This is a genomic window from Candidatus Poriferisodalis sp., assembly GCF_965205175.1.
GTDB lineage: Bacteria > Actinomycetota > Acidimicrobiia > Acidimicrobiales > Poriferisodalaceae > Poriferisodalis.
The window spans coordinates 646,403-672,393 of record NZ_OZ242038.1 but is presented as its reverse complement, the minus strand read 5'-3'; the positions used below and the strand labels follow the sequence as shown (position 1 = coordinate 672,393).

The window sequence follows — 25,991 nt, the reverse complement described above, 5'->3', positions numbered from 1 at the left end:
CGCGTGCATGCACATCGAACTGTTCGGCTTCGAGACGACACCGGAACGCTTCGAAGCGAGCATCCGCACCGCTTCGCAGCAGGGCTTCAGACGGTACTGGACGCCGCAGATATTCGGACACGACGCCCTGACCACCATCGCTGTGGCGGGTCGCGAGGTGCCCGGCATCCGCCTCGGCACCGCGGTGGTGCCCACATACCCACGACATCCGATGATGCTGGCCCAGCAAGCGCTCACTGTCCAGTCGGTGATCGGCGGGCGGTTGGATCTGGGGATCGGGCCGTCTCACAAGCCGGTGGTCGAAGGCATGTGGGGCTATTCCTTCGACCGGCCCATTGCGCACATGCGCGACTACCTCACGATCTTGACCCAGCTGCTGGCCGAACGGCGAGTATCCCACAGCGGCGAAACGGTCGTCGGCCGCGGCGAGATCACTCCTCCGCCGGCCGATGCGCCGACGGTGCTAGTGGCCGCGCTGGGCAGCCAGATGCTGCGCTTGACCGGTCGCCTCGCCGACGGCACCATCACCTGGATGACGGGTCCGGCGACGCTGCGAGATCACACGGTGCCGACCGTCAACGAAGCCGCAGCAGCCGCCGGCAGGCCTGGTCCCCAGATCGTGGCGGGCTTCCCGGTGTGCGTCACCGATGACCCCGACACAGCGCGCGAGCGCGCCGCCAAGGACTTGGTGGTGTACGGCACGCTGCCCAGCTATCGGGCAATGCTCGACCGCGAGGGCCTGAGCGGACCCGAGGACATCGCCATCGTCGGCGCCGCAGCCCAAGTCAGCGATCGCATCGAAGCGCTGGCCGACTGCGGCGTGACATCGTTCGCGGGTTCAGCCTTCGGAACTCTCGACGAGCAGGCTGCAACCCGCGAGACGCTCATCGGCCTGCTCAGCCGTTGAGCGAACGGGGTCAGTCGGGTCGAACGGCGGCAGCCTCAGCGTCGTCGGCGGGGATGCGACGCAAGCCCACAAGCACGCCGGCCAGCGCAGCCAACCCGACTACGGCGCTGACCCAGACGTTGATCCGCACGCCCCACCACTCGTTGGCGTCGTCGATGCGCAGCAGCTCGATCCAAAATCTGCCGACGGTGTAGCCCAGCACGTATACGGCGAACAGGTAGCCAGGGCGCAGACGCGGGAGCACTCTGGGGACCACCCAGACGAGCGCTGCTGCCAAGCAGAGATTCCACAGTGCCTCATAGGCGAACGTGGGGTGGAAGGTGTCTTCGAGGCCGTAGCCGCTCACACGATGTGCAGGATCGATCTCCAACGCCCACGGCAGGTCTGTCGGCCGGCCGTACAGCTCCTGGTTGAACCAGTTGCCCAGCCGACCGATCGCCTGAGCCACGGGTATCGCAGGCGCGAGTGCGTCCAGCATCGTCGCCGTGCTGTGCCCGCCGCGGCGCAGCCGCCATGCCGCGACCACCACGCCGGTCGAGATGCCGCCCCAGATGCCCAAGCCGCCCTGCCAGATCTTCAGCGTGTCAGCGAGACTGTCCTGGTAGCGACCGAAGTCCGTGATGACGTGGTACAGCCGGGCGCCGATCAGGCCCGCGGGCACCGCCCAGACCGCGACCGACCCGACGAGGTCACGGGCATCAGCCTGGTAGCCGGCATCGTGTGCAGCAATTGCCCATCGCCAGCGGCGGGTGGTGATCCACAGCGCAACCAGCACGGACGCTCCGATGGCGATGCCATAGGCTCGAAGCTCGAGCGGGCCGAGCGACACGGAGCTACGCGAAGGACTCGGGATCGAGGCGAGCGCGCCTGCGAGCAGGGGTTCTGCGAGCGCTGGATCGGCCGGCAAGGGGAAGGAGTGTGCAGCCATGACGCAGCCAGAGTACGCCCAGCGACTGGAAGCCGACGGTGTACTGCTCCAAGACGTTGCTGTCCGTGCCGAAGCGATGCCCGCCCGATGGCTGCGTCCGGTCCCGCGATGCCCGGGCTGGACGCTCGAGGGTTTGATCGGACACTGCGCAGGGGTGTGGACCTTCGTCGCTTCGAGCCTTGCTGTCGATCGGGCGGTGGACCGCGATTCCATCGCTCAGCCCGACTGCCCGCTGTCGCAGTGGCACGCCGATGCCCTCGCGCGCATCACCGCGGCGTTGCGCGGCCGTCAGCCGAGCGAGCCGTCTTGGAGCTTTCATCCACACCAGCAGACCGTCGGGTTCTGGCAGCGCCGCATGGCCAATGAGGCCATGATTCACCGTTGGGATGCCCAAGCTGCCTTCGGCGACACGCCTGCGCCGATCCACCCTGATGCAGCCGTCGACGGCATCGACGAAGTCTTCGAGTTCTTCTTGCCGGTTCGACAGCCGAACGTCTTCGCGGGCAACGGACAGACGATCCACCTCCACGCCACCGACGCAGACGGCGAATGGGTGATCACCCGCACGCCGAGCGGCATCCAGGTCGAACACGCTCACCGCAAGTGCGACGCGGCCGCGCGTGGTTCCGCTCAGGACTTGCTGCTGTACGTCTGGGGCCGAGGCAGCGCAGAGCAGCTCGACGTCTTTGGCGACCACAGCCTGCTCGACGACTGGCAGCGCGACATCAGGATTTGACGCCGGCCGAGTCCGCGCCCTCGCAGACGCAGGGCACAGCCTCGCTGCTACAGGTGAGCGCCCTCGTATGCTGCGGCGCGCACGCCGCGGTCGGCCAGCTCGGCGAGCCACGGCACGGGATCGTCGAGCATGCCCAGGCCCCACGCGCCCGAGGGCACTTGGTCGGCCAGCGCCCAAGCCGCAGCGGTCGCCGCAACCGCAGCTGCGGCAGCGCTGGGATGGTCGATCACGCCGAGCACATCGGTGCACTGGCGGCCGTCCCGCAGTCCGCGCAGCTCCACACGGACACCACCAGGCCCGCCGTCGAGATGCGGCGGCCGCAGCATCGGCAACATCGCCGTGAGCCGGTCGCGTCGAGTGCCCGCCACACGAGCCGTCACCCGTTCGACCTCATCGAATGCAGGCACCAGCAGCAGTGCGTCTGCGAGAGCTGCCCGGTAGCAGTCATGAGCGCCGAGCGGGTCCGGGAACCAGACCAGTTCCCGCCCTGATCCTCCGCGGCGCCGGCGCCATTGGCCGTCCCGCCAGTCGACGAAGGTGCCGGTCCGGGCGCGGTGCAGCTCCCGCTGGCACGCTGGGCCGCCGGTGCCGACCCGCGCGATGTGTACTTCGGTGACCACGTCGAAACGAGCGGCGCCGTGACGAGCCAACAAGCAGCTGTACCCCGGCGAGAAGCCCGCGCCGACCATCACCGCACGACCGGCGTTGACGGCCCGCTTGTGCAGGTCGAGCAGCTGCTCGACGTCTGCCACGGCACCCGACAGCGACACCACATGCGACCGGCGTTCGAGCGCCTGGGCCGCCAGCGCGGCGTGGCCACCGCAGGGCAGGCTGAGCACGACGACCTCCGCCTCCGGCAGCGCGCCAGGTGCCACGACCTCGACGTCCACCGCGAGCAGCTGTGCGGCAAGACCGCTCAAGCGAGCCGTGTGACGCGAGCCCAGCACGATGCGGTCAACTCCAGGCGCGCAAGCCAGCTGCCGAGCGATGCGCTGCCCGGTCGCTCCCGCTCCGATGACGGCGACCGTGCTCACCGCAAGATGCTCACAGGACCGGGCTCATCGGACTGGGCTCACAGCTGCGCTGTGCCTGATGTGAGGGGCCTGATGTGAGGCCCACGGGCTCGGGCGATCACCGCAAGTCGGGCCCGGCGAGCTCGCGCCAGCTTCCTTGGTTGCGGGGCAGGTCCTGCGGCGATCGCAGACGCAGGATCATGGTGACCAGTCCGCCGACGACAATGGCGAGCAGCGCCCGCCGGAGCAAGGTCACCATGGCCGTGCTGAGCTGGTGTGTGGGGCTAGCTGGAATCGAACCAACGACCTCACCCTTATCAGGGGTGCGCTCTCACCGACTGAGCTATAGCCCCGCGGCGGCACACACACTACCGCCGCGCGTCGGGGTCGCCACGGAGAGACGTTCAGCTCAGCGAGCCGGCGGACGGTGATCGTCGGCGAGCACGGTCAGCCGAATCCCGCCGGTGAGGTCGCTGATCAAGTTGAACATGATGGTCAACACCACGTTGACGGCCACGCCGACCGTCGCCACGACGAGACCGATGATCCGGGCGCGTCGAAAGATCACCATGCCGTCAATCGACCAGGACTCATAGGAGCCGACTTCGCTGATGAATGACTCCACGTTGTCGACGAGGCCAGACCGCTGGGCCGCATTCCACAGCAGCACACCCGCGCCGAGCACGGCCACGTAAGAGCAGGCGTACAGCAGCACCGAGACCTTGAACACCGACCAAGGATCGATGTGACGCAGGATGCGATGCGTCCGCCGCACGCGAGCCCGGCGACGGCTCAGCCACGACGAGCGGGCGGGCGCGGTTGGCGGCGGAACGTGAGGACGCGGCGGAATCTGCGGCGGAGTGGATGCGTCAGGCACCGCTGACGACGCGCGACGACGCGACCGTTCGCGTCCGGCGGGCGTGATGCCGAGCGCTTCGGCGAACAGCTCATCGGTGCGCGTGGGACCCGTTCCCGCGGCTGACGGTGAATTCCCGACCGCCGATCTCCCAACCAACCGATCCCCGGCCGAAGTCCGACCACTACCGGCCGGACCCTCGCCCGATGTCACGTCGGCCACGCTCAGAAGTGTAGGAGCGCCCGGTCAAGGGCAACAGGAACGACGCAGGAGTCAACCGGCAGGAATGCCGATCTCCACGTCGTGAGATGGCGCCGCGACCGACGCTGCAGCCGTCGCGCGCTGGCCGTCGACGTCCACGGCAACATCCACATGGATGCGGCCGCCACCGAGACGAAGCTCGAATGCCGCCAGCTCCCCTCCCCCGGCCCTGGCCGCCGCCGTTGCGACCGCATCGTCGTGCAGTTCGACGCGCGCCGGCTCGATACGGTCTGCGGTGATCAACGTCGCCAGCGCGGCTGCATCGGCAGCGGCTTGGGCCCGTGAGCTTGCCAGCGCAGCCTGCCCCCAACGGGCCACCAAGCCAACGCTGACGAGCAGAGCCAAGGCCAGCAGCGCGACCGGCAGCGCAGCTTGCCCCTGCTGCCGGCGCAGGCAGTGCCGGTCTCGTGGGCACTGCCTGCGCTGGCCGTGTTGGTCGTGCCGGCTGTGCTGGGATGTCCGCGACGCCGTCGGCAGCATCTGGCGAGACTAAGGTGACAGCGCTGCATCCTGCGCAGGAGTTTCGTGAGATGACGGTTCGCTGTCGCTGACGGGCACCATATCGGCCAGCTCTACCGGCGCGATCGCCACGACCTCCTCGCCGGCGGCCAGCGCCATGGCACGGACGCCCGATGCGCTGCGCCCCTGTCGGGAAATCTCCGAGACCGGTGTTCGGATGAGCACACCGCTGGAGGAGACCAGCAGCACTTCGTCACCGTCGTCCACCAAGCGAGCACCCACGACATGCGTATCGGCCGTGGGCAGCCGGATGGCAATCACGCCACGGCCGCCGCGCCCCTTGGCTGCAAACTCCTGGGCAGCGGTGCGCTTGGCGGCACCGTTGCTCGTCACCACCAGCACGTCGCGTTGCGCGTCGGTCCGCAGCACATCAGCGGCCGCAATCGTGTCGCCGTCGAACGGTCGCATGGCCCACACGCCGGTCGCATTGCGGCCCATCGGACGCACTTGGCTCTCACGGAACCGGATGGCCCGACCTGCGCGGGAGACCAGCAGCACATCGTCGTCACCGGAGGTCTCAAGCACGCGCACCAGCTCGTCCCCGTCGCGCAGGTTCAACGCAATCAAGCCGTTGGAGCGGATGTTCTCATACGAACTCAGCGGAGTCTTCTTGGCAAACCCTTGACGCGTCACGAACAACAAGAACCGGTCCGAGCGGAACTCCCGTGCCTCCACCACCGCCTCGACGCGCTCGCCGTCGGTGAGCTGCAACAGGTTCACCAGCGCCGTGCCCTGGGTGCCGCGGTTCAGCAGCGGGAGCTGGTACGCCTTCAACCGGAGCACCCGGCCGAGATTGGTGAAGCACAGCAGCCAAGCGTGTGCGGTCGTCAAGACGACCCGGACGACCACGTCGTCTTCTTTGAGCAGCGCGCCTCGCACGCCACGGCCTCCACGGCCTTGCGTGCGGAAGATGTCCGGCGACATGGCTTTCACGTAGCCCTCGCGCGTGAGCGTCACCACCAAGGGTTCGTCGTCGATGAGATCTTCCGCGTCGATCTCGCCCGGATCTGCGACGATCTCGGTGCGGCGCGGCCTGTGGTGTTCAGCGCGCAACGCGGTCAGCTCGTCGATGATGACCTGTCGCAACCGTGCGTCGTCGCCGAGGATGGCTTCCAGCTCGCCGATCGCTTCGGTCAGCTCGGCCAGCTCCCCTTCAAGCCGCGTCCTGCCCAGCCGTGTCAGGCGTCCTAGCTGCATGTCCAAGATGTGATTCGCCTGTTCGGCGCTGAACGACATCGGCGTCGCGCGCAGTCGAACCAGCGCGGCGGCGCGATCTTCGCTCGCACGGATCAAGGCGATGATGTCGTCGATGCGCCCCAGCGCTCGCAACAGACCCTCCACGATGTGGGCCCGCGCACGCGCCACGGCCAGCCGATGCTCGCTGCGTCGAGTGACCACATCAATCTGATGGCCGACATAGGCAGCCAACGCGTCCCTCAGGCTGAGCGTCCGCGGCACGCCGTCAACCAGCGCCACCATGTTGACGGCGAAGCTGGACTGCAGCGGAGTGTGCTTCCACAAGTTGTTGAGCACCACGCTCGCTTGCGCCGACGGGCGCAGTTCGATCACGAAGCGCGTCACGCCTTTGGCTGATTCATTGCGCAGCTCGGTGATGCCGTCGATGACCTTGCGGTTGACCGCGTCTGCGATCTTCTGCTCGATGTTCTCGATCGAGGTCTGATAGGGAATCTCGGTCACCACAATGCTGGACCGCTTGCCGCGCTCGACGATCTCGGCGCGCGCCCGTACGCGCACCGATCCACGACCGGTGGCCAGCGCTGCTCGCGCGCCGGACCGTCCGAGCATCTGGCCGCCGGTCGGGAAGTCCGGCCCCTGCACGAAGCCCATCAGGTCTTCGATCGACGCATCGGGATGGGAGATGAGATGGATCGTGGCGTCGATGACCTCGCCGAGGTTGTGCGTCGGGATGTTGGTCGCCATGCCCACCGCAATGCCCTGGCTGCCGTTGACGAGCAGGTTCGGGAATCGCGACGGCATGACCACTGGCTCCGTGCGAGAGCCGTCGAAGTTGGCTGCGAAGTCCACCGTCTGCTCGTCGATGCCGGCGGCCATCGTCATGGCCAAGTCCGTCAAACGACACTCGGTGTAGCGGTAGGCAGCCGGCGGATCGGACGGTGATCCGAAGTTGCCGTGCGGGTCGATCAGCGTGTTCGCCAAGCTGAATGACTGGCCCATGCGGACCAACGCGTCATAGATCGAACTGTCGCCGTGCGGGTGATAGTTCGCTATCACGTCGCCGACCACGGTCGCGCATTTCTTGTGCGGACGGTCCGGCCGCAGGCCGGAATCGAACATCGACCAGAGGATCCTACGATGCACCGGTTTCAATCCGTCACGCGCGTCCGGCAGCGCACGTGCAGTGATGACCGACATGGCATAGTCTAGGAAAGACTGTTCCATTTCGGTCTGAATCTCGACGTCCACTACCCCCGAAGCGTCGCTATCGACCGCGCCGGTACCGATGTGGCTGATCTCTTCGCTCATCGGCTATCGAACTCTGGCCATCTGCACGCTGGTCAGACGTCGAGGAAACGAACGTCGCTGGCGTTGTTCTGAATGAAATGCCGGCGAGCTTCCACGTCAGCACCCATCAGTATGCTGAAGATCAGATCTGCTGTTGCGGCTTCTTCCAACGTGACTCGCAGCAAGGTCCGACGGGTCGGGTCCATCGTCGTGTCCCAGAGTTCCTGCGCGTCCATCTCCCCGAGGCCCTTGAGGCGCTGGAACTCGTTGCGATGCTGCGGTCGCGACTCCAAGAACGCCGTCTTGGCGCGGTCGTCCTTGAGATAGACGGTCTCGGCACCGACCTTGGTGGAGTACAACGGCGGCTGAGCGATGTAGACGCAACCCGTGGCAAGCAGTGCTCGCATCCGGTGAAAGAAGAATGTCAGCAACAGCGTGCGAATGTGACTGCCGTCCACGTCGGCGTCACACAGCAGGATCACCTTGCGGTAACGAACAGCCGAGACATCGAAGCCGCCTTCTCCGGTGGCACCGTCCACGCCTGCGCCGATTGCTGAGACCAAGGCGCTGACCTCGTTGTTGTCGAAAATCCGCTCGGGACGGCTGCGTTGGACGTTGAGGATCTTCCCGCGGATCGGCAGGATCGCCATCGTTGCCGGGTCGCGGGCTTCTTTTGCCGAACCTCCTGCTGAGTCACCTTCCACGATGTAGAGTTCGGACTCGTCTGGGTTGCGTGAGGAGCAGTCGGTGAGTTTTCCGGGCAGTCCTGCGCCTTGCAGCGCCGACTTGCGGACGGTGTTGCGTGCCTTCTGTGCAGCCAGTCGCGCCCGTCGCGCGTCCACCGCCTTGCCCACCACCAGCTTCGCCTGGCTGGGATGCTCCTCGAACCACTCGCTGAGGCCGCTGTACGCAGACTTGTGTACCAAGCTGCGCATGGTCGTATTGCCCAGCTTGGCCTTCGTCTGGCCTTCGAACTGCGGTGCTTGCATTCGCACGCTGACGACCGCGGTGAGACCCTCACGGATGTCGTCGCCTTGGAGATTCTTGTCGTCCGGCCGCAGCATCTTGCGGTCGCGCGCGTAGGCGTTCACTGCGGACGTGAGAGCCGAGCGAAACCCCTCGGCGTGCATACCGCCCTCGATGGTGTTGATGCCGTTGGCGAAGCTGTGGATGCCATCGGTGTTGAACCCGCTGTTCCATTGGAACGCGATCTCCACTTCGTCGCCGTCTTCGGTTGCCGACAGGTATCCCACATCGTCGAAGAGCGACTCGGACGACTCGTTGAGATGCCGAACGAAGTCACGGATGCCGCCGGGGTAGCAGAACTCGTGTCGCGGCGAATCGGGCCTGCGTTCGTCGGTGAATCCGATACGCAGGCCTGCGTTCAAGAACGCCATCATCTGCAGTCGTTCGGTGAGCGTCTGCGCCCGGAACTCGACGTGGTCGAACACGGCGGGATCGGGCCGAAACGTAATGGTGGTACCTGTGCTCGCGCCGGGCGACGGGCCGAGGTCTGTCAGCCCGCCGACCGGTTCGCCGCCGTTGACGAACTGCAATCGCCAGCGACGGCCCTGACGGTCGATGACCGCTTCGAGTTCGCGCGACAGCGCATTCACCACTGAAACGCCGACGCCATGCAGTCCGCCTGAGACGCGATAGCCGCCGCCGCCGAACTTGCCCCCGGCGTGCAGCACCGTCAGCACCACCTCGGCAGCCGATTTGTCGGGATGCTGCGGATGGGCTTCGACGGGGATGCCCCTGCCGTCGTCGGTGACGCTGCACGCGCCGTTATCGTGCAGTGTGACCTCGATGGAGGTGCAATGCCCTGCCATGGCTTCGTCCACGGCGTTGTCCACCACCTCGTACACAAGATGATGCAAGCCGCTGGGGCCAGTTGAGCCGATGAACATCCCCGGCCGTTCCCGTACCGGCTCGAGCCCTTCGAGCACCGTGATGGCGTTCGCGTTGTAGTCCTCGACAGCCGTGCCGGCGGACACGACCACGCCGTCGCCGGCGGTTGCCGGCCTGGGTGCTGCGGCAAGATCAGTCACGATGCACGTGTGTGCCTGGGGCGCGCCATGGATTCGCTGAGTCTCCGAGGTTTGGGTGGGCTCTGAGTGTGCTGCGCTCGGACATGGCGCACGAGCCGGGCGCTGGGCGGGGTGACAGCACGGATACACGGTGCCGAACAGTCCGCCTCCGGTACTTCGTTCCTGGTCGTTCCCCGTCCTCGCAGACCGTCAGCCTACCGTGCTGCGGGTGTTGCGCCGCACCGCTGCGCCGGTAGCCGCGGCTGCACGTCGGTGCACAAAGCCGCAGGTCAGCGTTGTTCGCCGGCGTCGAGCCGCATGTTCGCGTCCACCCGCAGCCGTAGATGGCAGATGGCGGTCGCATCAGCTGCCCCAGCACGAGATCCAACGCCGGCTGACGCGGTCAGATCGTCAGCATTCAAGGCGCTCAGAATCCGGGCCGAGTGATAGCGCAGTTCCGTCGCCCACGCGGGATCGTCGACAACCACCGTGAGCCGTCCGGATTCCAGGCGCTCCGGACGTGAGTGCGCCGCGATGGTCTCGCCGACCGCGGCCGCCCACCGACGGTGGAGATCCAACGCCCGTCCGCGCGAGCCGAAGCCCGCCGCCACCGCTTTGAGCGAGTCGCTGATCGGCCGAGGGCCGCTTTGGTCGGGGCCGCGCCGGCGACTGCTCACATGACCTCGCCGCGCCGGACCTGCACCTGGCGGCAGGCCTCCAGCCCAGACGGAACGTGACCCGTCGCCGAGGTCACCACCGTCTGAGACGGAGGAAGACAGCCGGCGAGCCGTTCAGCCCGCCTGCTGTCGAGTTCGGAGAACACATCGTCCAGCAGAATCACGGGTTCGACACCGCTTGTCTGTGCCGTGTAGCGGTGTTGCGCCAGCCGGAGCGCCAGCGCAATGCTGCGCTGCTCCCCCTGTGACGCGTGCGTTCTCGCCGGCAGTCCGTCAAGGCAGATGGTGACGTCGTCTCGGTGCGGGCCTACGGTGGTCGTTCCGCGTCGCAGGTCGTCGGGACGTGCGCGTGTCAGCGCCGCGGCCAAGGATTCCGCGCGCCACGGCGCGTCGTAGGTGACCTGGAGATCGGCTGCCGTCCCGGCGAGCCGACAGTAAGCGTCCAGTGCCGGGGGCAGCAGCGAAGTACACAGGCGTTCGCGCCGCTGCGCGATCGCCTCGCCGACGGAGGCCATCTGCGTATCCCAGACATCAAGAGTTCGTACAGCATCGCCGTCGGGCTGATGACCGGCTTGCTTCAGCAGGTTGTTCCGCTGGCGCAGTATCCGTTCGAAGTCGAGACGCATGGACCTGTAGTTGCGATCGGTGCCGGTCAGCACCTCGTCGAGCAACGCACGGCGCACGGCCGGTCCGCCGGCGGGGATGGCCAGATCGTCTGGGCAGAACACCACCACGCTGACGACGTCGGCCAAGTCGTGCAGGGATCGCACTCGCTGCCCGTTGACCTGTGCACGGGATCGTCCGGCGGCGGCGATCTCCAGCTCGACCAGCCTGGTGCGACGGTGCTGTCGAACCTGCGCACGCACGTACGCCTGTGCGCAGCCAGCTCGCACCAGCGTCTCCGCAACGGCCCCGCGAAACGAGCCAGAACCGGACAGCAAGCTCAAAGCCTCAAGCAGGTTGGTCTTGCCCTGTCCGTTGGGCCCAACCACCAGCGTGCAGCGCGAGTCAAGTATCAGCTTCGACGACCGGTGATTGCGATAATTCTCGACGCTCAGCCACTCGACGATCACGACACCCGCACGGGCATCAGCAGATAGAGAAAATCGGATTGTCCCGGACTCCGCAGCACGGCGGGCTTCAGCGCGTCGAGTCGCACGATCTCGACGACGTCGCCTCCTGCCGCTTCGAGCCCTTCAATGAGGTAGTCAGGGTTGAAGGCGACTGTGGCCGGATCTCCTTGGTAGGTGGCATCAATCTGTTCGGTCGCACTGCCGACATCGGTGCTGATGACCATCAACTCGACACTGTGAGTGCTGAGTTCCATGCGCAGTGGCGCGTTCGTATCGCGGGCTAGCAAGCGGAGACGGCGCGCACCGTTGAGCAGTGCAGCTCGCTCGATCTCCAGACGATTGTCATGGGTCGCGGGAATCAGTGCTTCGTAGCTCGGAAAATCACCAGCAATGAGGCGACAGCTCAGCTGAACCGATTGGCCTTCTTCGCTGATCTCGAAGCACGCGTCGCGCTCGCCGAGCCGCACGGTCACCTCGTTGCTTCGGTTCAGCATCCGGCCGAGTTCTTCGAGCGCTCGTGACGGCACGAGCACCTGCTGTCCCGCATCGAGCACATGGGCATCGCGCAGATCGCGCAGCGCGAGGCGATACGAGTCGGTAGCCACAAGCCGCAATCCGTCGTCGCGGGCAGTCAACAGCACGCCGGTCAGGATCGGCCGGGCCTCGTCAGAACTTGCCGCCCGTACCACTTGACGAAATGCCTCCGCCAAGTCACTAGCCGACACCGTGACATCCTCGCCAGCCGGCTGAGGGAGACTGGGAAAATCCGCGACGGGCAGCGTCCGGACAGAGAATTGAGTCTTCGAACCGGACACCTGCATCTCGTCACCATCGACACGAACGCTGACTTGCCCGGCTGGCAACGATCGGACGATGTCGGTCAGCAGCCGAGCAGGAACGACGGATGCGCCCTCCCGTTCCACTGGCGTACGCAGCTGCGTCCGCACCGTCAAGTCGAGATCGGTGCCGGTAACGACCAGTCCTTCGCCGTCGGCTTGAATGTGCAATCCGGTCAGCACGAACAGTCCGCCACCGCGCACGTTGACGCCACGGCTCGCCAGCGCCAATTGATCAGCCAAGACGTCTCGCTCAATATGCAGCTCCACAGCAGATGCTCCCTGTTCAGATGTCCTTGCTGCAGCGAACAGCAATCAACATGACGAATTCAGTATAGTCTGTAGAGCTTGTAGACGCTGTGCACTGTGGAAGACTCGCCGTTCTTGCAGGTCAGCGACGCTCAGGTCCTCCACAGCGCGCTCTGGAGCTTCCACAACCGGCTGTCGGCGCGACCTGCCCGCGCAGTGTGGCGCATGGCGAACGTCGATGTTTCCCGAACTTCTTCGAGGGCTTCCTCGCCGGTAATCCACAATTGACGGCTGCATTGATGCTGGCATCAATGTCACAGGCTGAGCCGCGCCGGCTGGCTTCGCGATCCGATGTGTGCATCTCGCACCTGCGGTGTCACGTGCCTGTCATTCCCTGAGCGCAGACTACGCAGCCCGTACACGGGCAATCAGCTGTTCGACTTGGTCGTAAACCTTGCGCTCAGAAGGCAATAGACTGGTGACCTTTTTGACTGAGTGCATGACTGTAGTGTGATCTCGTCCGCCAAAGATGCTAGCAATAGCAGGATAACTTAGATCGGTGAGTTGGCGCATGACATACATGCTGATTTGCCGCGCTTTGACGAGTCCCTGTTGGCGCCGTTGACCAATGAGGTCAGTCACATCATATCCGAACATATCAGCCGTCATGTCAAGAATCATGTCGGTGGTGATAGTCTTTTCCTCTGGTTCACCTGTATCACTGAGCATCTGCTGTGCCATGCTGAGCGTTATCGGATTCCGTGTGAGGCTGGCGTATGCCGTGACGCGCACGAGTGCGCCCTCGAGTTCACGGATGTTGTTTGTAATGAGATGCGCGATGTGTTCGAGCACAGCGTCCGGAACCTGTTTTTGTTCAGCTTTCTTCTGCAGGATGGCAATTCTCGTTTCGAGATCAGGCGGCTGGATGTCGGTAATGAGTCCCCATTCAAATCGGCTGCGGAGTCGATCTGATAGTGTCGAGATGCTGCGCGGAGGCCGGTCGGAAGAGAGCACGATCTGTTTGCCAGCCACATGCAGTGAATTGAAGGTAAAGAAGAGTTCTTCTTGTAGTCGTTCTTTGCCTTCCATGAACTGTATATCGTCCAGCAGCAAGATATCGAGTTCACGGTAACGCCGCTTGAAGTCTGACGTGGAGTTCATGCGTATGGCGTCAATGAATTCGGAAAGAAAGGTTTCCGTCGAGGCATAACGAGTGCGCTGGTGCGGCATATTGGCATTTGAGTAATTCACTATAGCTTGCAGCAGATGGGTCTTGCCGAGGCCAGTGCCTCCGTAAACGAAGAACGGGTTGTAGGCAACGCCGGGAGTCTCTGCTACGGAGAGCGCGGCAGCCTGTGCAAATCGGTTGCTGCTGCCAGTCACGAAGTTGTCGAAGGTGTAGCGCAGGCTGGTGCCGTCAATGAGTGAAACGTGTCTCGCCACCTGTTCACCGGATGCCTGCTCAGTCGTTGCTGGGCTGCCGCTGCCTGTGTCGATCGGAGGAGGTCCGCTGGCCGGATGCCAAGTCTCGGCGACCGCGGAACTGGACACGGCTGTGTTGCTGGCGAGCACCGCGCGTTCTGGCGGCACGGCATTCGATGCAGCGGCATCGGTGGCTGACGCCGTCCATGGACCCAGCGCCGCGCCCTCGTCCGGTCCGGCCTCGGCCAGAGTGGTCTCGTCCGGGTTGGTTGTTGCCGGGTTGGTTGCTTCCGGGATGCAGGCGTCGGTGTCCGAGCCGGTCGTGATCCGGTACGACTGCGGCCGCAGCGGCAGCTGGTCGAAGGCAGCCTGGAGCATCGGCAGGTACCGCCGCGCAATGCGGTCCCGGATCATGTTGTTGGGCGCGGCCAGCACCGCCAGCTCTGCGTCGATGTGTACGGCCCTCAGATGACGAAAGCAGCCCAGCCAGAGCGCGTCGGAGACTGTTGTCCGCAGAAGCTCGCGGCATTGCGCCCACAGCTCGTCCGGGCTCATGCCGTCGCTGACCGCATGTGTGCCCGCAACGGCCCTGTGCGGAGCAGCCGAGTCTGTGCCGCGCCGATCGCTGCTGTTCGTCGCGTCAGGCGCGCCAGATTCGGGAACCGGTGGTCTGCGAGGTTGATGCTCCACCTGTTGCGCCGGCACCCGTGGTGCAGCAGCACCGGCGTGCGGAGAGTTTGCCACGTCGACCTCTTTGGCTTCGAACCCTCGGGCACCGCTGAGGCTGCATCGTGCGCGGCGGTGCTCTCAACAGATTCCAGTGGCGGGAATCTATGGCCCCGCCGACCTTGCTGCAAGCGCTCGTTGCACACGCACCAGTCGGCTACGCGCCGTGGCTGGCCGTGGCTGTCTGGCACGCTGCGCAATGCGCTGCTGAATCCCTGTGCGCAGCTCTCCGTCGAGCCATGCCACGCCACCTGCTGGACCGCGCGGGAAGCCTGTCGCGTCGCGCGCGGCCCGTGTCGAACGGCACCGCTGCTGCGCGCGCCGCGTTCGTTGCGCGCTGTGCATGTCAGCGTTGCGCATCGCAGCTCGTAGGCTGTCGTGGCCCACGGGTCCCCAGGAGCGAGCGGCGCAAGGGCGAGTCCTCGAGCCGCTGCTGTACGGGGAATGCCCGCAACGGAGATCGCCAGGAGAGTGTCAGCGTGAAGCGCACGTACCAGCCCCACACCCGCAGACGTGCTCGCAGGCACGGCTTCCGCCATCGCATGGCCACGCGCGCAGGCCGGGCGATTGTGAACGCTCGTCGACGCAAGGGCCGGCAACGGCTGAGCGCCTGATCGATTCGTGTCGCAGCGGCGCCGACTTCGCAGCACTGCGCCGGGGTCGCCGATTCGAGAGCGAGCTGCTGTGGCTGAGATTCGCTGCCGACCACTCCTTGGCAACGCCACGAGTGGCGTTCGCGCTCAGTCGCCGCGTTCGGACGGCGGTGCTGCGCAATCGAGTTCGTCGCCGGCTGCGGGCGATCCTGCGCGAAATGGGACTCGACTTGGTGCCGGGCCGGTACCTCATCGGCGCGCGGCAGGCTGTGTCGGCGTTGACCTACCGTGGGCTCCGGGCCGACCTCGTCCAGCTGCTGGTGGCGGCCGAGGCGCTGAACGCTGCGAGCGTCACGCCGGACACCAGCGTGGACGCATGACCAGAGCGCTGATGATCGCGGTGCGGCTGTACCGTGCGCTCCCGCGGTCCCGACCGCCGACGTGCCGCTTCGAGCCGACCTGTTCGCAGTACGCGCTGGATGCCCTGAGAGCGTGGGGTGCACTGCGCGGCAGCTGGCTGGCCATGTGCCGCGTGTGCCGCTGCCGTCCCTGGGGCGGCTGGGGTTACGACCCTGTGCCGACGTCGAGCGTCGAAGGTCGCGAACGCCGGCGTTCGGCTACGGGCGCTGCACGCTTGGAGCACTGATGTTCGACTGGGCCGATCCGATCTTCGACGGCATCGCCGCGGTGTTGGCGTGGTTCTACTCGCTGGTCCCCGACTACACGTTCGCCATCAGCATGCTGACGCTGGCCATCATGCTGCTCTTCACGCCGCTCACGCTGCGGGGCGCACGGTCGATGACGAAGATGCAGGCACTGCAGCCCGAGCTCACCCAGCTGCGCAAGCGGCACTCCGGGGATCGCCAGAAGCTCAACGAAGAGATGATGAAGCTGTACCAGTCCCAGGGCGTGAGTCCCTTAGGCGGATGCTTGCCGAACTTGGTGCAGATTCCGATCTTCATCGTGCTGTACCGAGTCATCTGGAATCTGCGCATTCCCGATGACAATCCGCCGGACAATCCGTTTCCCCGAAATTTGAGCCCTGATTCGCGGATGTACACCGACATCGTCGAAGCAGGCGGCGAGATGCGGTCCTTGGGGATGGACCTGGCCGAGTCAGCCAAAGACGTGGTGCAGGCCAACTTCGTCGACGGGCTGCCGTATCTCGGGCTCATAGCGGTCACGTTCGTGCTGGCATGGCTCCAGCAGCGCCAGATGGCATCGCGGCGCGGCGCGGGATCCATGCCGAATCGCCAGATGGAAATCCTCATGAAGTACCTGCCGTTCATGCTGCCGGTCTTCAGCTTCTTCGTGCCCGCGGCGCTGGTGCCGTACTTCATCGTCTCCAGCATCTACCGGATGCTGACCCAGGCGTTCATTCACAAGACGATGAAGCCGCCGACCTCGCTCACTGCCGCGGACGCTGCCCCAGAGACGGCCGAAGCCGACCCAGGCCCCCCACCGGAACCACGACGACCCGTCCCGCATCAGCGTTCACGCAAGGCGCTTGACGCTGAGGCCGGTCGGCGAGCAGAACGCGAGCGTCGCAGTGCGGAACGGCGCTCAAGCTCAGGCTCGCAGGGTGCGGTCGACGGATCGGTGCCGTCATCGGTGGCGCCCGGTGCAGCGGGCATTCGCCGGACTCGTTCCCCTGAGCCCGCGGCCGAAGCGCGCGGCGGTGCCAAGCGCGGTACAGCGCCCGCGTCTCGACGACGCCAAGCCGATCATCCCGGCCGCAAGCGCGGGGGCGGCGCGGGACGGGACCGTGCTGAACGGGCCTCGGAGTCCAAGCCCATTCAGAGTCGTCGTACCGCTGGGGACGGCAAGACGCGCAATCGGCGCAAGCGATGACTGCCGCGGTCGTCGGTGCGACGGTCTAGGGCCGAACTTCGTGGAGTGGATCGTGGTGACCGGCGATACCGTGGCACAGGCGCGCGATCGCGCGCTCGATGCGCTGGCGATTGCTGATGCTGATGCCGAGTACGAGGTGCTCGCTTCGCCGAAGCGTTCGTTCTGGGGGCTTCGACGTCAACCCGCCCGTGTCCGCATGCGGGTGCGCCCGACCGGCCCGCCGCCACGCGTTGACGACCAGCACCGCTCACGCAGCAGGTCGCGTCGGCGATCCGGTGGCGCGCGGAGAAACGGCCCAAAGAGAAACGTTCGATGATCCAGATTCCATGCCACAGCTCAGATTGCAACCGGAGCTTCCGACCCCGGCTTTGAGGCAGCCGCACACGAGACGGCGCAAACCGGCCTAGCAGCGCCCGTGCGGCATGAGTGCTATCGGTCACACCACGATGGGATGCCGTTGTTCCTTGATGACGACTTGGACACGTCGGCTGACCGACATGGACGGAAAAGGACTGATCCGCAGCCGACGGCGGGGCTTCGCCAGCTCCATCGTGAAGTAGTGAGCCAACCTGAGTATATCAGCGACGAGCTGTCGCTCGACCAATCGCGAACCGAGACAGCTGTGCGTGCCGAGGCCGAAGGGGGCATAGCCCGGCGAACGATGCTCGCTACGCGCTGGCAGGTAGCGGTCGATGTCAAAGCGGTGCGCGTCGGGAAACGCTTCGTTCAAATAGTGCGACGCTGTAGCGGCAACAAAGACGCGAGCCCCGAAGGGCAGTTCGCAGTCTTCGACTACGCACGAATTCATCACCGTCCGAATCGAGCCTGGAATTGTCGGGTGCATCCGCAGGCACTCTCTGAAGAACCGCATGGTGACATCGATTTCGTCCGAATCCAAGAGGTCCCAGCGCGGTTCGTCTTGCCCGAAGACAGCTGCGGCCTCCGCCTGTACACATCGGTAGATGTCAGGTCGGCAGATCAACGCATGCAAGATAAAACTGAGTTCATCGCCGACATACATGGCAGCCAGTATGGGTGCAGACAGTGCGAACTTCATGTTGGACTCTGGCATGAAGACTGGATCACTGTTGTGCAACGCGAGCAGGTCATCTGCATGATCACGTGGGCATCCAGCACGCTGGCCTGATGTATGCGTCTGCTGAATCCTCTCCACGGCCGCCTCGACGGATTTCGCTTTGCGCTTCATGCCCGGCGTGGACAACAAGAAGCCCGGCAGCACTTTGGCAACTTTGGTGTTCAAGGCGCGCTGCTTGTAGGCAATCACGTCGTCCACTAGGTCCTGCGAGTCAATGCTCACGAACAGGGGCGACAATTGGGCATTGACGTAGTGGTGGCACATGTGTACCAGCGGAAAGGTGTCGCCTTCCTTCCACGTGGCGATGTGCGTTCGCGCATGCTGATGTAGGTCGTGACGATGCCGATCGAGATTGGCCCGCGAGTACGTGGGCCGCATCGCCTTGCGCAAACGGAAGTGATCAGCACCGTCGAGCGCGGGCAGCAGACCTGCTGCATGATATGCGCTCTCAAGGTCCCGGAAATAATCGCGTGAACGCAGGTACATTCGTCCGTAACGATGGACCCACCGATTGGTTTGGATGCCTGCGAGGACGTAGAGGGGAGACCTCGTCAACGGCGGCTTGATGACGAATACCGATCCGAATTGCTGCTTGAGATCGGCGAAGAACGCTGGAAGGTTGCCACGCCAAGCCTGCCGGTTGAACACGAGCCGACGCATCGGCACACGCGGCACCGGCCTAGTGAGCGCGGCCCGTCTTAACGCTGGACCGGTGAGGTTCTGTTCGACCGCATGCGCGATAGCGCGTCCGATCAGATCCATTTTGCAGATGAGTTCAATACGATGCTGCGCATCGTTGTCTATCTCAAAGATACATCGCAACACGTCACACGTGTTTGCGAGACCGATGATGATGACATCTCGCGGACTCGGGATAGTGCCGCCGAAGATCGATTTTGCGATGCGTGTCTTGATGAATTGTATCGCCGTATCCTCGTTGCCGGCGTCGACAAACTCGCTGTGGCGTGCCACTGAAGAGAGCGTCCAGAAGTTGCCTTCGTGATATTCGAGTAGAGCGCTAGCGGTCAAACGGTCGAGAATGAGATCGATCATCAATTCTGCGTTCGGTGCCAGGCGCTCGATCCAATGCTGAGCGTTGTTGGATTCGGTCTCCGAACCGATCTGCTGGAGTGCGAGGTCCAGCACGGCATCCCCGGTAGGGGAACGGTCCAGCAATATCAGCTGATCCATATCGGTGTCGATGCGGGCTTGCAGCGAGAGTTCGGCAAGTGTCGCGCCGGCAACAGCACAGTTCAAATGCCAGCCGGGGACCTGATGGAAGTATCCGCTCTCCTCGTTGAGGAGGATCAAGATGAGTTCTTCGGGCAGCGTCAAGGCATGAGCTGCCGTGGTGCTGTCGGTTGGCATGGCTAGGCGTTGCCCTCGCTTGCAGGCAGGCGTGACGCTCGCGTCATCACACGCACTCGCTCAAGTGTACGGAGAGACGGCTAGGTCGAGCGAAGTGCGACTGCGGGCGCAGCCTTGGCGCTGCGTAGACTGGGCCGCAGACTCTGGGCGGGGAGTGCGGGTGCATGACAGGAGCGTCGGCAAGCCATACGACTACGCGCTCGCTGCCGCCATTTCCTGAGGGCTGGTACTTAGTCGCCACCAAGCGTGCGCTCAGCAAGACGAAGCTGCTGCAGCGTACGTGGATGGGCCGTGAGATCGTTGCGTGGCTCGACGCGAACGAGAAGATCTGCGTTGCAGATTCGCTGTGTCCGCACATGGGCGCCGCGCTGGGCCCCGACGCCGGGGGGAGCGTCGTAGCCGGCCGTCTGGTATGCCCGTTTCACGGCTTTGAGTTCGGCACAGACGGCCAGTGCGTGGCCACGCCGTCCGGCGCTCCGGCGCGTGCGGCGAAGCTGTACACGTACCCCGTACATGATGTCGAAGGGCTGATCTTCGGCTGGTGGGGACACGCCGGACGTCCTCCTCAGTGGCAGTTGCCGGAGTCCGCGAGCGGCGGCAATGACTGGACCGACATCCAGATCCGGTCGATTCGCTTTCGGGGTCATCCCCAGGAGACGAGCGAGAATTCCGTTGACATTGCGCATCTGAGCTACGTCCACGGCTACAGCAACGTCACACATGAGACTGCAATCTGGACCGAGGGACCGCAGCTCGTCAGCCGCTTCGGATTTTCGACCGTGCGGAAGCTCGCACGGGTGCTGCGGCTGAAGCTCGACGTTGCGGCTACGGCGCACCTCTTCGGGCTGGGCTACTCGTTCGTGGAGTTCCAAGAACTCTCCATTGGCATCGATGCTCGCCTGTGGGTCTGCGCGACTCCGGTCGACGGCGAACTGATGGACATGACGATCGTGTCGCAAGTTCGGGAGCTGCACTGGCCTCGGCGCCGTTTCGTCGGCTTGGCATTTCTGCCGCAGCGGATGCGTGCCCCCATCCTGAACAAGTTCATCGCCGACGTTCAGATGCGCGATGTTCGTCAGGATGTGACCATTTGGAGTCGCAAGCACTTCGTGTCGCGCCCGCTGCTTGCTCATTCAGACGGTGACATTCTGAAGTACCGGAAATACTGCGCCCAGTTCTATCCTGAGGTGCCGCTGCGGCCGACGGTTGCCGCCCCGCCCCCTACCCTGCATGGCTGAACCTGAGGGAACGACGATGACAGACGAGACAACGACACTGCAACAGCAGGCCATGGTCCAAGAGTTCTTGGACGGCCTCGTGAGCGCTTTCGGCATTGAGGCCAAGGCCGTGCCGGTCGCCGCCGATGACGACAGCTTCGAGGTCAACCTTGCGGGCGAGAACGAGGCGTTGGGATTGCTCATCGGTCCACGCGGTCGTCATGTGGTCGCCCTCCAAGAAGTAGCCAAGACCATGCTGCAGCGCCGTCTGCCCGGGGTGCGGCGCGCTCGGGTGCGAGTCGACGTGGGCGGCTACCGGCAGCGGCGGCGTCAAGCACTTGAGGCCTATGTCCGGGAGCTCGCCGAATCTGTGGTGCAGAGCGGCACGGAACGCGGACTTGAGCCGATGAATGCAGCTGACCGCAAGGTCGTTCATGACGCAGTCAACGAGATTCCCGGCGTCGACACCATCTCGGTGGGCGAAGAACCGCGGCGGCGTGTCGTGCTGGTCCCCTCACGTCCGCCAGCCGGCGCATAGCTCAACACGACGTTCCCGCCAGATCGTCAGAACAGCGGTCGCTTGCGCAGCTGCTTCCAGCTACGCGGAACGTCCGCGGGCGCTGCCGCGAAACTCTGCAGGACAGCAAATGCCGGCTCGCCAGCTGATGTCGCGAGCACACGCAAGCCGAGCTGTTCGATCTGGGCGGCAGGCCAGCGAGATCCGTCGTGTTCCGGCGGTTCGCTGACCACGAGCCTGCCCCCGAGACGCAGCAGCCCAGCGCTGCATTCTGCGACCGCGGACGGGGGGCCGAAGGCCCGACTGACGATGCCGTCGTAAGCGTGACGATGCTGGGGCAGCCGAGCGAGTTCAGCAGCATCGCCTAATGCGACGTCAACGCGATCACTGAGTTCCAGCTCCTGAGCAGCTGCCTTGAGAAAATCGGTCCGCCGTCGCGACCGATCCAGCAGCACGAAAGCGACCCCAGGCCGATCGAGAGCCATCACCAAGCCGGGAATTCCTCCACCGCTTCCCAGATCGCACCAGCGTTGACCGGATTCTGGCTGCGCGGCGGCATCATGGGCTCGTGCGTGTTGTACATGCGACCAGACGTCGCTCGCCCCGAGAAAGCCCTGTCGTTGAGCGTTGCTGAGCACGGCGTGCAGGCGCTCATCCATGTCCGCTGCCACGTTACCAGTGACGCGTCTCACATGGAACACGGCGGTGTTGGGCATGGTGCTGGTGTTGTCGGCGGTTCCGGCGTGGTCTGGCCGGTCGGCGGCTGGGGCTGTTTGGCTGTGGGGTGGTGCGGTGTATGTGGCGCTTGGTGTTGCTTGACCGATGTTGGTTCGGAGGCGGTGCGGCTTGTCGGGGGTGGGGCTGAGGACGGCGACGTTTCACGTGGAACATCGTTGTCTCGGGCATGGTGCTGGTATTGCCGCTGGTTCTGGCTGGCTCCCAGGGTCGGGGGCCGGGGCTGTTTGGCTGTGGGGTGGTGCGGCTTGTCGGGGGTGGGGCTGAGGACGGCGACGTTTCACGTGGAACATCGTTGTCTCGGGCATGGTGCTGGTATTGCCGCTGGTTCTGGCTGGCTCCCAGGGTCGGGGGCCGGGGCTGTTTGGCTGTGGGGTGGTGCGGCTTGTCGGGGGTGGGGCTGAGGACGGCGACGTTTCACGTGGAACAGGGCGGTGTTGGGCATGGCGCCGGCATTGTGGCTTGCCGGTGGTTCTGGTTTCGTCTGGCTGCTCCTCGTTCGAGGGCTGCGTGGGCGTGGCGGAGTGCGGCATCTGGCGCTTGGTGTTGCTTGGCTGTTGCTGGTTCCGGGGCGGTGCGGCTTGTCGGGGGTGGGGCTGAGGGCGGTGACGTTTCACGTGGAACATCGTTGTCTCGGGTCTAGCACGCGTTCGGCGCCCGGATGCCACTGCCCGCTTCGGCAGAAAATCATGGCGTTCCTGAGCGCTTCACGGCGTACGCTGATCCCAGATTGCTGGCGAGCGGGGACTGCATGAGCCGAGTCATTGCGGTGACCAACCAGAAGGGCGGCGTGGGCAAGACAACGACGGCAGTCAATCTGTGCGCGGCCCTCGCCGAACTCGGCCAGAGGACCCTGCTCGTTGACATGGATCCGCAAGGCAACGCAGCGACCGGGGTCGGCATCGACCCGCGCGGTCTCGGAACGTCGATGTATCAGGTGCTGCTGGGTTCCGCCGACCTGAGTGACTGCATCCAGGCGACGGGTATCGACAATTTTGCCATTGCACCGGCCCGGCTGGAAATGTCCGGCGCGGAAATCGAACTCGTCTCGGCGTTCAGTCGCGAGTTGAAGCTCCGGCATGCGATCGCTCCCATCGTCGACAGGTACGACTACATCTTCATTGACTGCCCGCCGTCACTCGGGCTCCTGACCGTCAACGCCTTGAGCGCAGCTGTGGAGATCTTGGTGCCAGTTCAGTGCGAGTACTACGCATTGGAGGGACTCGGCCAACTGCTGCACAACGTGGACATGGTACGCGACGGCTTGAATCCGGCGCTCGTCATCAGTGCCATCGTGATGGTCATGTTCGACGCTCGGACGCGACTCGCGGCCGAAGTCGTCGCTGATGTGCGACGGCATTTCGGCGACCGCGTGTGCCGAGTGGTCATCCCGCGGACAGTGCGCTTGTCCGAGGCGCCAAGCGTCGGGCAGCCGGTAACGGTCTACGCCCCGACCAGTCGGGGCGCCATCGCCTACCACGAGTTGGCGCGAGAGTTCCATCAGCTGTCGCCGCCGGCATCGGCATCGGGTGGCCGCGAAGGGACGACTGCATGAGCGCTCAACGGGGACTCGGGCGAGGGCTCGGCGCACTGATCCCCACCGGTCGCTCGGTGTACCGCGAAGTGCCAGTATCGGCGGTGGAAGTCAATCCGCTGCAGCCCAGGCACCAGTTTGACTCCTCGGCTCTGGCTGCACTTGCCGATTCGATTCGTCAAATTGGCGTGTTGCAGCCGATCGTCGTGCGCGAGACAGGAGTCGTCGGGCGCTTCGAGCTGATCGCCGGCGAACGCCGCTGGCGAGCGGCTCAGAGCATCGGCTTGGAGACGATCCCTGTCGTCGTTCGGGCGGCGGACGACGAATCCAGCCTGACTCATGCCTTGATCGAGAACATTCATCGGGCCGACCTCAATCCGTTGGAAGTGGCGGCTGCGTATCGACAGCTCATCGACGACTTCGGCATCACCCATGACGAGCTCGGCCGTCGCATGGGTCGCAGCCGCGCCGCAGTCACCAATTCGCTGCGTCTGTTGTCGTTGCCGGCATCCGTGCAGCGCTACTTGCTGGACGGAGCGCTCTCGGCCGGTCATGCTCGGGCACTGCTCGGCTGCGAGGATCCGGACGTTGCCGAAGCGCTTGCAGACCGCGTCGTGGACGACGGCTGGTCAGTACGTGCGATTGAGGACGCAGTTCGAGCGCTCAGCAGCCGTTCCGAGCCGACCGCCGCGGCCGATGACCTGCCTGCAGACGACGCTTCCCCGACAGTCGTCGACACGTCAGATATCCGGCCGGCTGCCCTGCTCGAAGTGGAGCGTGCGCTGTCGGAGGCGCTTGCAACCTCGGTGTCGGTGCAAGTCGGCCGTCGGGGAGGTCAGATTGTGGTCCGATTTGCTGACATGGACGATCTCGGCAGGCTGCACGAAGCACTGACCGCACACCTTGAACTATAACTTGAGGCCTGAGCGTCAGTGGAGTGCCACGCGAGGCTGTGCGCCGAAGTCGGTTGGTGTTCGGGCACTCACGGAGATGCGCAGCTGCAATCTGTACTTGTTGTCCACTAGCTGTGGATAGCTTGGGGAAAAGCCCAGAACGGCGCTGGCCGTCGCCTACGCGGCCAGCAGATCCCGGGTAGACCGCGCAATCACGTCTGCTACTGCGGAGTTCCATTGGAGCAACGCATCGGTCCGTTCGAATCTGCACAGCACGGCAGGCATGGCGCTCTCGCGCAGCATCGGCAAGCCCATGCCATTCGTCACAACGGGGCCGAACATCGGTTGCAGCCTGCCGGCAATGTTGGCCGCGAGCTTCTGACCGGCCCGGCTCACGAAGTGACGGCCTTGGAAGTAGCTGACGGAGGTCGCACCAGGCTTCATCTCCAAGCCGATGTAGACCGCAGCGCCGAACCGGTTGACCTGCGCGGCTTGCGTGGACCAATCGGGGTGATGCACCGTCAGCACTTCGGCGCCGATGCGACCGATCTCGCGTCGCACTGCTGCGGTGACTGGTTCGAGGCCGCCTGCTTGGCCCACCGCAACACGCCGCCCGGCCAGCTGGCGGCCGGCTGACTCCAAGCGCTGTCGTTCGGTGATGTGCGCCACGACCGACGCGTCGCCGAGGGGTCGAACCAACCGCTGCAGCGTCTGCAGCGTGCGGTTGCCGCAGATGCCGTCGTCGCCGAGGCCCATGTTCGTCTGAAAGTCGGCGAGCGCAGCAGCCGTCAGTGGTCCCCAGATGCCGTCGATGCGTCCGACGGAAAAACCCAGCGTGCTGAGCATGCGCTGGACGTCGGCGACATCGTCTCCTCGCAGATGAGGCCTGCGCAGGTACAGCAGCCGGTTCCCGAGTCGTTGCCCGGCCTCGATCAGCAGCGCCCAGGTCTCCGGGCCGCAGATGCCGTCCACGTCGATCGATCGATCAGCCTGGAACGCCTTCACGCATGCCGCTGTCGCCCTGTCAAAGATGCCGCTGACCGGCCCGCACGAGTGACCTGTCGCAGTGAGTCGGTGCTGGAGGTCTCGAACGTGCGGCCCGGCCGCGCCGATGCCGAAGGGTCGGATCAGAGGAACTCGCCGATCTCTTCGAGCAGAGCCTGTTTTGGCTTGGCGCCGACCAAGCGCCGTGCCGGCTCGCCGTCACGGAACATGATGAGCGTGGGGATGCTCATCACCTGAAAGCGCATGGCCAGCTCGGGACTCTCGTCGACGTTGACCTTGGCGATGCGGAGGTTGTCGTGCTCGACGGCGATTTCTTCGAGGATGGGTGCGATCATCTTGCAGGGTCCGCACCACTCGGCCCAGAAATCCACCAGAACTGGACCCTCGGCAGATCCGACCGTCTCGTCGAACGTGCTGTCGTCCAAGGTGGAGATGCCTTCAGCCATTGTCGGCTCCTCGTCTCGT

At 64.8% G+C, this 25,991-nt stretch carries 26 protein-coding genes and 1 tRNA gene; 11 read left to right on the top strand and 16 right to left on the bottom strand.

Features of this window, described 5'->3' with window-relative positions; all coding sequences use genetic code 11:
• The first annotated feature begins 7 nt into the window (after positions 1 to 7).
• Complete coding sequence (locus ACOGI4_RS02845) at positions 8 to 907, top strand: TIGR03564 family F420-dependent LLM class oxidoreductase (RefSeq protein WP_419842432.1); 900 nt, start codon at positions 8 to 10, stop codon at positions 905 to 907.
• A gap of 10 nt (positions 908 to 917) precedes the next feature.
• On the opposite strand, the gene lgt is transcribed toward ACOGI4_RS02845, so the two are convergent.
• Positions 918 to 1,835, bottom strand: coding sequence for a prolipoprotein diacylglyceryl transferase (gene lgt, locus ACOGI4_RS02840; RefSeq protein ID WP_419842431.1), 918 nt, complete (start codon positions 1,833 to 1,835; stop codon positions 918 to 920).
• Here lgt and ACOGI4_RS02835 point away from each other — a divergent pair.
• On the top strand, positions 1,834 to 2,571 hold the full coding sequence (locus ACOGI4_RS02835) for a maleylpyruvate isomerase family mycothiol-dependent enzyme (protein WP_419842430.1): 738 nt from the start codon (positions 1,834 to 1,836) through the stop codon (positions 2,569 to 2,571). The two genes, lgt and ACOGI4_RS02835, sit on opposite strands and share 2 nt — an antisense overlap.
• Before the next feature lie 47 nt (positions 2,572 to 2,618).
• Here the strand turns inward: ACOGI4_RS02835 and ACOGI4_RS02830 are convergent, their stop codons facing one another.
• The 11 genes from ACOGI4_RS02830 to dnaA all read right to left on the bottom strand — a co-directional run bounded on the left by ACOGI4_RS02830 (position 2,619) and on the right by dnaA (position 14,546).
• Positions 2,619 to 3,605 (bottom strand): NAD(P)-binding domain-containing protein, encoded by a 987-nt coding sequence (locus ACOGI4_RS02830; protein ID WP_419842429.1) that lies wholly within the window; start codon positions 3,603 to 3,605, stop codon positions 2,619 to 2,621.
• A gap of 97 nt (positions 3,606 to 3,702) precedes the next feature.
• Positions 3,703 to 3,843 (bottom strand): hypothetical protein, encoded by a 141-nt coding sequence (locus ACOGI4_RS02825; protein WP_419842428.1) that lies wholly within the window; start codon positions 3,841 to 3,843, stop codon positions 3,703 to 3,705.
• A gap of 20 nt (positions 3,844 to 3,863) precedes the next feature.
• Positions 3,864 to 3,937 (bottom strand) — tRNA-Ile (locus ACOGI4_RS02820).
• Positions 3,938 to 3,993: 56 nt separating this feature from the next.
• Entirely contained in the window at positions 3,994 to 4,461 is a 468-nt protein-coding gene (locus ACOGI4_RS02815) for a DUF3566 domain-containing protein (protein ID WP_419842427.1), read from the bottom strand.
• A gap of 252 nt (positions 4,462 to 4,713) precedes the next feature.
• Entirely contained in the window at positions 4,714 to 5,181 is a 468-nt protein-coding gene (locus ACOGI4_RS02810) for a pilus assembly protein TadG-related protein (protein ID WP_419842426.1), read from the bottom strand.
• A gap of 9 nt (positions 5,182 to 5,190) precedes the next feature.
• On the bottom strand, positions 5,191 to 7,725 hold the full coding sequence (gyrA, locus tag ACOGI4_RS02805) for a DNA gyrase subunit A (RefSeq protein WP_419842425.1): 2,535 nt from the start codon (positions 7,723 to 7,725) through the stop codon (positions 5,191 to 5,193).
• 32 nt (positions 7,726 to 7,757) lie between these two features.
• Complete coding sequence (locus tag ACOGI4_RS02800) at positions 7,758 to 9,701, bottom strand: DNA gyrase subunit B (RefSeq protein ID WP_419843077.1); 1,944 nt, start codon at positions 9,699 to 9,701, stop codon at positions 7,758 to 7,760.
• Between the two features lie 323 nt (positions 9,702 to 10,024).
• Positions 10,025 to 10,411: a DUF721 domain-containing protein gene (locus ACOGI4_RS02795; RefSeq protein WP_419842424.1), complete on the bottom strand. Its 387-nt coding sequence runs from the start codon at positions 10,409 to 10,411 to the stop codon at positions 10,025 to 10,027.
• A complete protein-coding gene (gene recF / locus ACOGI4_RS02790; RefSeq protein ID WP_419842423.1) occupies positions 10,408 to 11,484 on the bottom strand; it encodes a DNA replication/repair protein RecF in 1,077 nt (358 codons plus the stop codon). Before recF ends, ACOGI4_RS02795 begins: the two co-directional genes overlap by 4 nt.
• Positions 11,481 to 12,590, bottom strand: coding sequence for a DNA polymerase III subunit beta (gene dnaN, locus ACOGI4_RS02785; protein WP_419842422.1), 1,110 nt, complete (start codon positions 12,588 to 12,590; stop codon positions 11,481 to 11,483). The genes recF and dnaN overlap by 4 nt, the downstream gene beginning before the upstream one ends.
• Positions 12,591 to 12,974: 384 nt before the next feature.
• Positions 12,975 to 14,546 carry a chromosomal replication initiator protein DnaA gene (gene dnaA, locus ACOGI4_RS02780; protein WP_419842421.1) on the bottom strand — a complete coding sequence of 524 codons (1,572 nt, stop codon included), beginning with the start codon at positions 14,544 to 14,546 and terminating at the stop codon, positions 12,975 to 12,977.
• Between the two features lie 650 nt (positions 14,547 to 15,196).
• Between dnaA and rpmH the strand changes: the two genes are divergently transcribed.
• Genes rpmH through ACOGI4_RS02755 form a run of 5 tightly spaced genes read left to right on the top strand, consistent with a single transcriptional unit; the run spans position 15,197 to position 17,477 of the window.
• Entirely contained in the window at positions 15,197 to 15,331 is a 135-nt protein-coding gene (gene rpmH, locus ACOGI4_RS02775) for a 50S ribosomal protein L34 (protein WP_419843076.1), read from the top strand.
• Complete coding sequence (gene rnpA / locus ACOGI4_RS02770) at positions 15,328 to 15,690, top strand: ribonuclease P protein component (protein ID WP_419843075.1); 363 nt, start codon at positions 15,328 to 15,330, stop codon at positions 15,688 to 15,690. Before rpmH ends, rnpA begins: the two co-directional genes overlap by 4 nt.
• The gene (yidD, locus tag ACOGI4_RS02765; RefSeq protein WP_419842420.1) at positions 15,687 to 15,956 is read left to right on the top strand and encodes a membrane protein insertion efficiency factor YidD; all 270 of its coding nucleotides are present in this window, start codon (positions 15,687 to 15,689) and stop codon (positions 15,954 to 15,956) included. Before rnpA ends, yidD begins: the two co-directional genes overlap by 4 nt.
• Positions 15,956 to 17,161, top strand: a complete 1,206-nt coding sequence (locus tag ACOGI4_RS02760; RefSeq protein WP_419842419.1) for a YidC/Oxa1 family membrane protein insertase — start codon at positions 15,956 to 15,958, stop codon at positions 17,159 to 17,161. Before yidD ends, ACOGI4_RS02760 begins: the two co-directional genes overlap by 1 nt.
• Positions 17,076 to 17,477 carry a Jag N-terminal domain-containing protein gene (locus ACOGI4_RS02755; protein WP_419842418.1) on the top strand — a complete coding sequence of 134 codons (402 nt, stop codon included), beginning with the start codon at positions 17,076 to 17,078 and terminating at the stop codon, positions 17,475 to 17,477. The genes ACOGI4_RS02760 and ACOGI4_RS02755 overlap by 86 nt, the downstream gene beginning before the upstream one ends.
• Positions 17,478 to 17,597: 120 nt before the next feature.
• On the opposite strand, the gene ACOGI4_RS02750 is transcribed toward ACOGI4_RS02755, so the two are convergent.
• Positions 17,598 to 19,625, bottom strand: a complete 2,028-nt coding sequence (locus ACOGI4_RS02750; RefSeq protein WP_419842417.1) for a cytochrome P450 — start codon at positions 19,623 to 19,625, stop codon at positions 17,598 to 17,600.
• Positions 19,626 to 19,789: 164 nt separating this feature from the next.
• Here ACOGI4_RS02750 and ACOGI4_RS02745 point away from each other — a divergent pair, with 164 nt between their 5' ends.
• Positions 19,790 to 20,863: a Rieske 2Fe-2S domain-containing protein gene (locus tag ACOGI4_RS02745; RefSeq protein WP_419842416.1), complete on the top strand. Its 1,074-nt coding sequence runs from the start codon at positions 19,790 to 19,792 to the stop codon at positions 20,861 to 20,863.
• Positions 20,856 to 21,380 carry a protein jag gene (locus ACOGI4_RS02740; protein WP_419842415.1) on the top strand — a complete coding sequence of 175 codons (525 nt, stop codon included), beginning with the start codon at positions 20,856 to 20,858 and terminating at the stop codon, positions 21,378 to 21,380. The genes ACOGI4_RS02745 and ACOGI4_RS02740 overlap by 8 nt, the downstream gene beginning before the upstream one ends.
• A 26-nt stretch (positions 21,381 to 21,406) precedes the next feature.
• Here ACOGI4_RS02740 and ACOGI4_RS02735 read toward each other — a convergent pair whose 3' ends face one another.
• On the bottom strand, positions 21,407 to 22,018 hold the full coding sequence (locus tag ACOGI4_RS02735; protein ID WP_419842414.1) for a 16S rRNA (guanine(527)-N(7))-methyltransferase RsmG: 612 nt from the start codon (positions 22,016 to 22,018) through the stop codon (positions 21,407 to 21,409).
• A gap of 827 nt (positions 22,019 to 22,845) precedes the next feature.
• Here ACOGI4_RS02735 and ACOGI4_RS02730 point away from each other — a divergent pair.
• Together ACOGI4_RS02730 and ACOGI4_RS02725 are read left to right on the top strand one after the other, a co-directional pair.
• A complete protein-coding gene (locus ACOGI4_RS02730; RefSeq protein ID WP_419842413.1) occupies positions 22,846 to 23,649 on the top strand; it encodes a ParA family protein in 804 nt (267 codons plus the stop codon).
• The gene (locus ACOGI4_RS02725) at positions 23,646 to 24,542 is read left to right on the top strand and encodes a ParB/RepB/Spo0J family partition protein (protein WP_419842412.1); all 897 of its coding nucleotides are present in this window, start codon (positions 23,646 to 23,648) and stop codon (positions 24,540 to 24,542) included. The genes ACOGI4_RS02730 and ACOGI4_RS02725 overlap by 4 nt, the downstream gene beginning before the upstream one ends.
• Before the next feature lie 156 nt (positions 24,543 to 24,698).
• On the opposite strand, the gene ACOGI4_RS02720 is transcribed toward ACOGI4_RS02725, so the two are convergent.
• A complete protein-coding gene (locus tag ACOGI4_RS02720) occupies positions 24,699 to 25,634 on the bottom strand; it encodes a peptidoglycan-binding domain-containing protein (protein WP_419843074.1) in 936 nt (311 codons plus the stop codon).
• A 14-nt stretch (positions 25,635 to 25,648) separates the two neighbouring features.
• On the bottom strand, positions 25,649 to 25,972 hold the full coding sequence (trxA, locus tag ACOGI4_RS02715) for a thioredoxin (protein WP_419842411.1): 324 nt from the start codon (positions 25,970 to 25,972) through the stop codon (positions 25,649 to 25,651).
• Positions 25,973 to 25,991 lie beyond the last annotated feature (19 nt).

Coding starts and splice junctions, on each gene's coding strand:
- ACOGI4_RS02845 (WP_419842432.1), top strand. CDS start 8: ATGCACATCGAACTGTTCGGCTTCGAGACGACACCGGAACGCTTCGAA.
- ACOGI4_RS02835 (WP_419842430.1), top strand. CDS start 1,834: ATGACGCAGCCAGAGTACGCCCAGCGACTGGAAGCCGACGGTGTACTG.
- lgt (WP_419842431.1), bottom strand. CDS start 1,835: ATGGCTGCACACTCCTTCCCCTTGCCGGCCGATCCAGCGCTCGCAGAA.
- ACOGI4_RS02825 (WP_419842428.1), bottom strand. CDS start 3,843: ATGGTGACCTTGCTCCGGCGGGCGCTGCTCGCCATTGTCGTCGGCGGA.
- ACOGI4_RS02810 (WP_419842426.1), bottom strand. CDS start 5,181: ATGCTGCCGACGGCGTCGCGGACATCCCAGCACAGCCGGCACGACCAA.
- gyrA (WP_419842425.1), bottom strand. CDS start 7,725: ATGAGCGAAGAGATCAGCCACATCGGTACCGGCGCGGTCGATAGCGAC.
- dnaA (WP_419842421.1), bottom strand. CDS start 14,546: ATGAGCCCGGACGAGCTGTGGGCGCAATGCCGCGAGCTTCTGCGGACA.
- yidD (WP_419842420.1), top strand. CDS start 15,687: ATGACCAGAGCGCTGATGATCGCGGTGCGGCTGTACCGTGCGCTCCCG.
- ACOGI4_RS02760 (WP_419842419.1), top strand. CDS start 15,956: ATGTTCGACTGGGCCGATCCGATCTTCGACGGCATCGCCGCGGTGTTG.
- ACOGI4_RS02750 (WP_419842417.1), bottom strand. CDS start 19,625: ATGCCAACCGACAGCACCACGGCAGCTCATGCCTTGACGCTGCCCGAA.
- ACOGI4_RS02745 (WP_419842416.1), top strand. CDS start 19,790: ATGACAGGAGCGTCGGCAAGCCATACGACTACGCGCTCGCTGCCGCCA.
- ACOGI4_RS02740 (WP_419842415.1), top strand. CDS start 20,856: ATGGCTGAACCTGAGGGAACGACGATGACAGACGAGACAACGACACTG.
- ACOGI4_RS02735 (WP_419842414.1), bottom strand. CDS start 22,018: ATGGATGAGCGCCTGCACGCCGTGCTCAGCAACGCTCAACGACAGGGC.
- ACOGI4_RS02730 (WP_419842413.1), top strand. CDS start 22,846: ATGAGCCGAGTCATTGCGGTGACCAACCAGAAGGGCGGCGTGGGCAAG.
- ACOGI4_RS02725 (WP_419842412.1), top strand. CDS start 23,646: ATGAGCGCTCAACGGGGACTCGGGCGAGGGCTCGGCGCACTGATCCCC.
- trxA (WP_419842411.1), bottom strand. CDS start 25,972: ATGGCTGAAGGCATCTCCACCTTGGACGACAGCACGTTCGACGAGACG.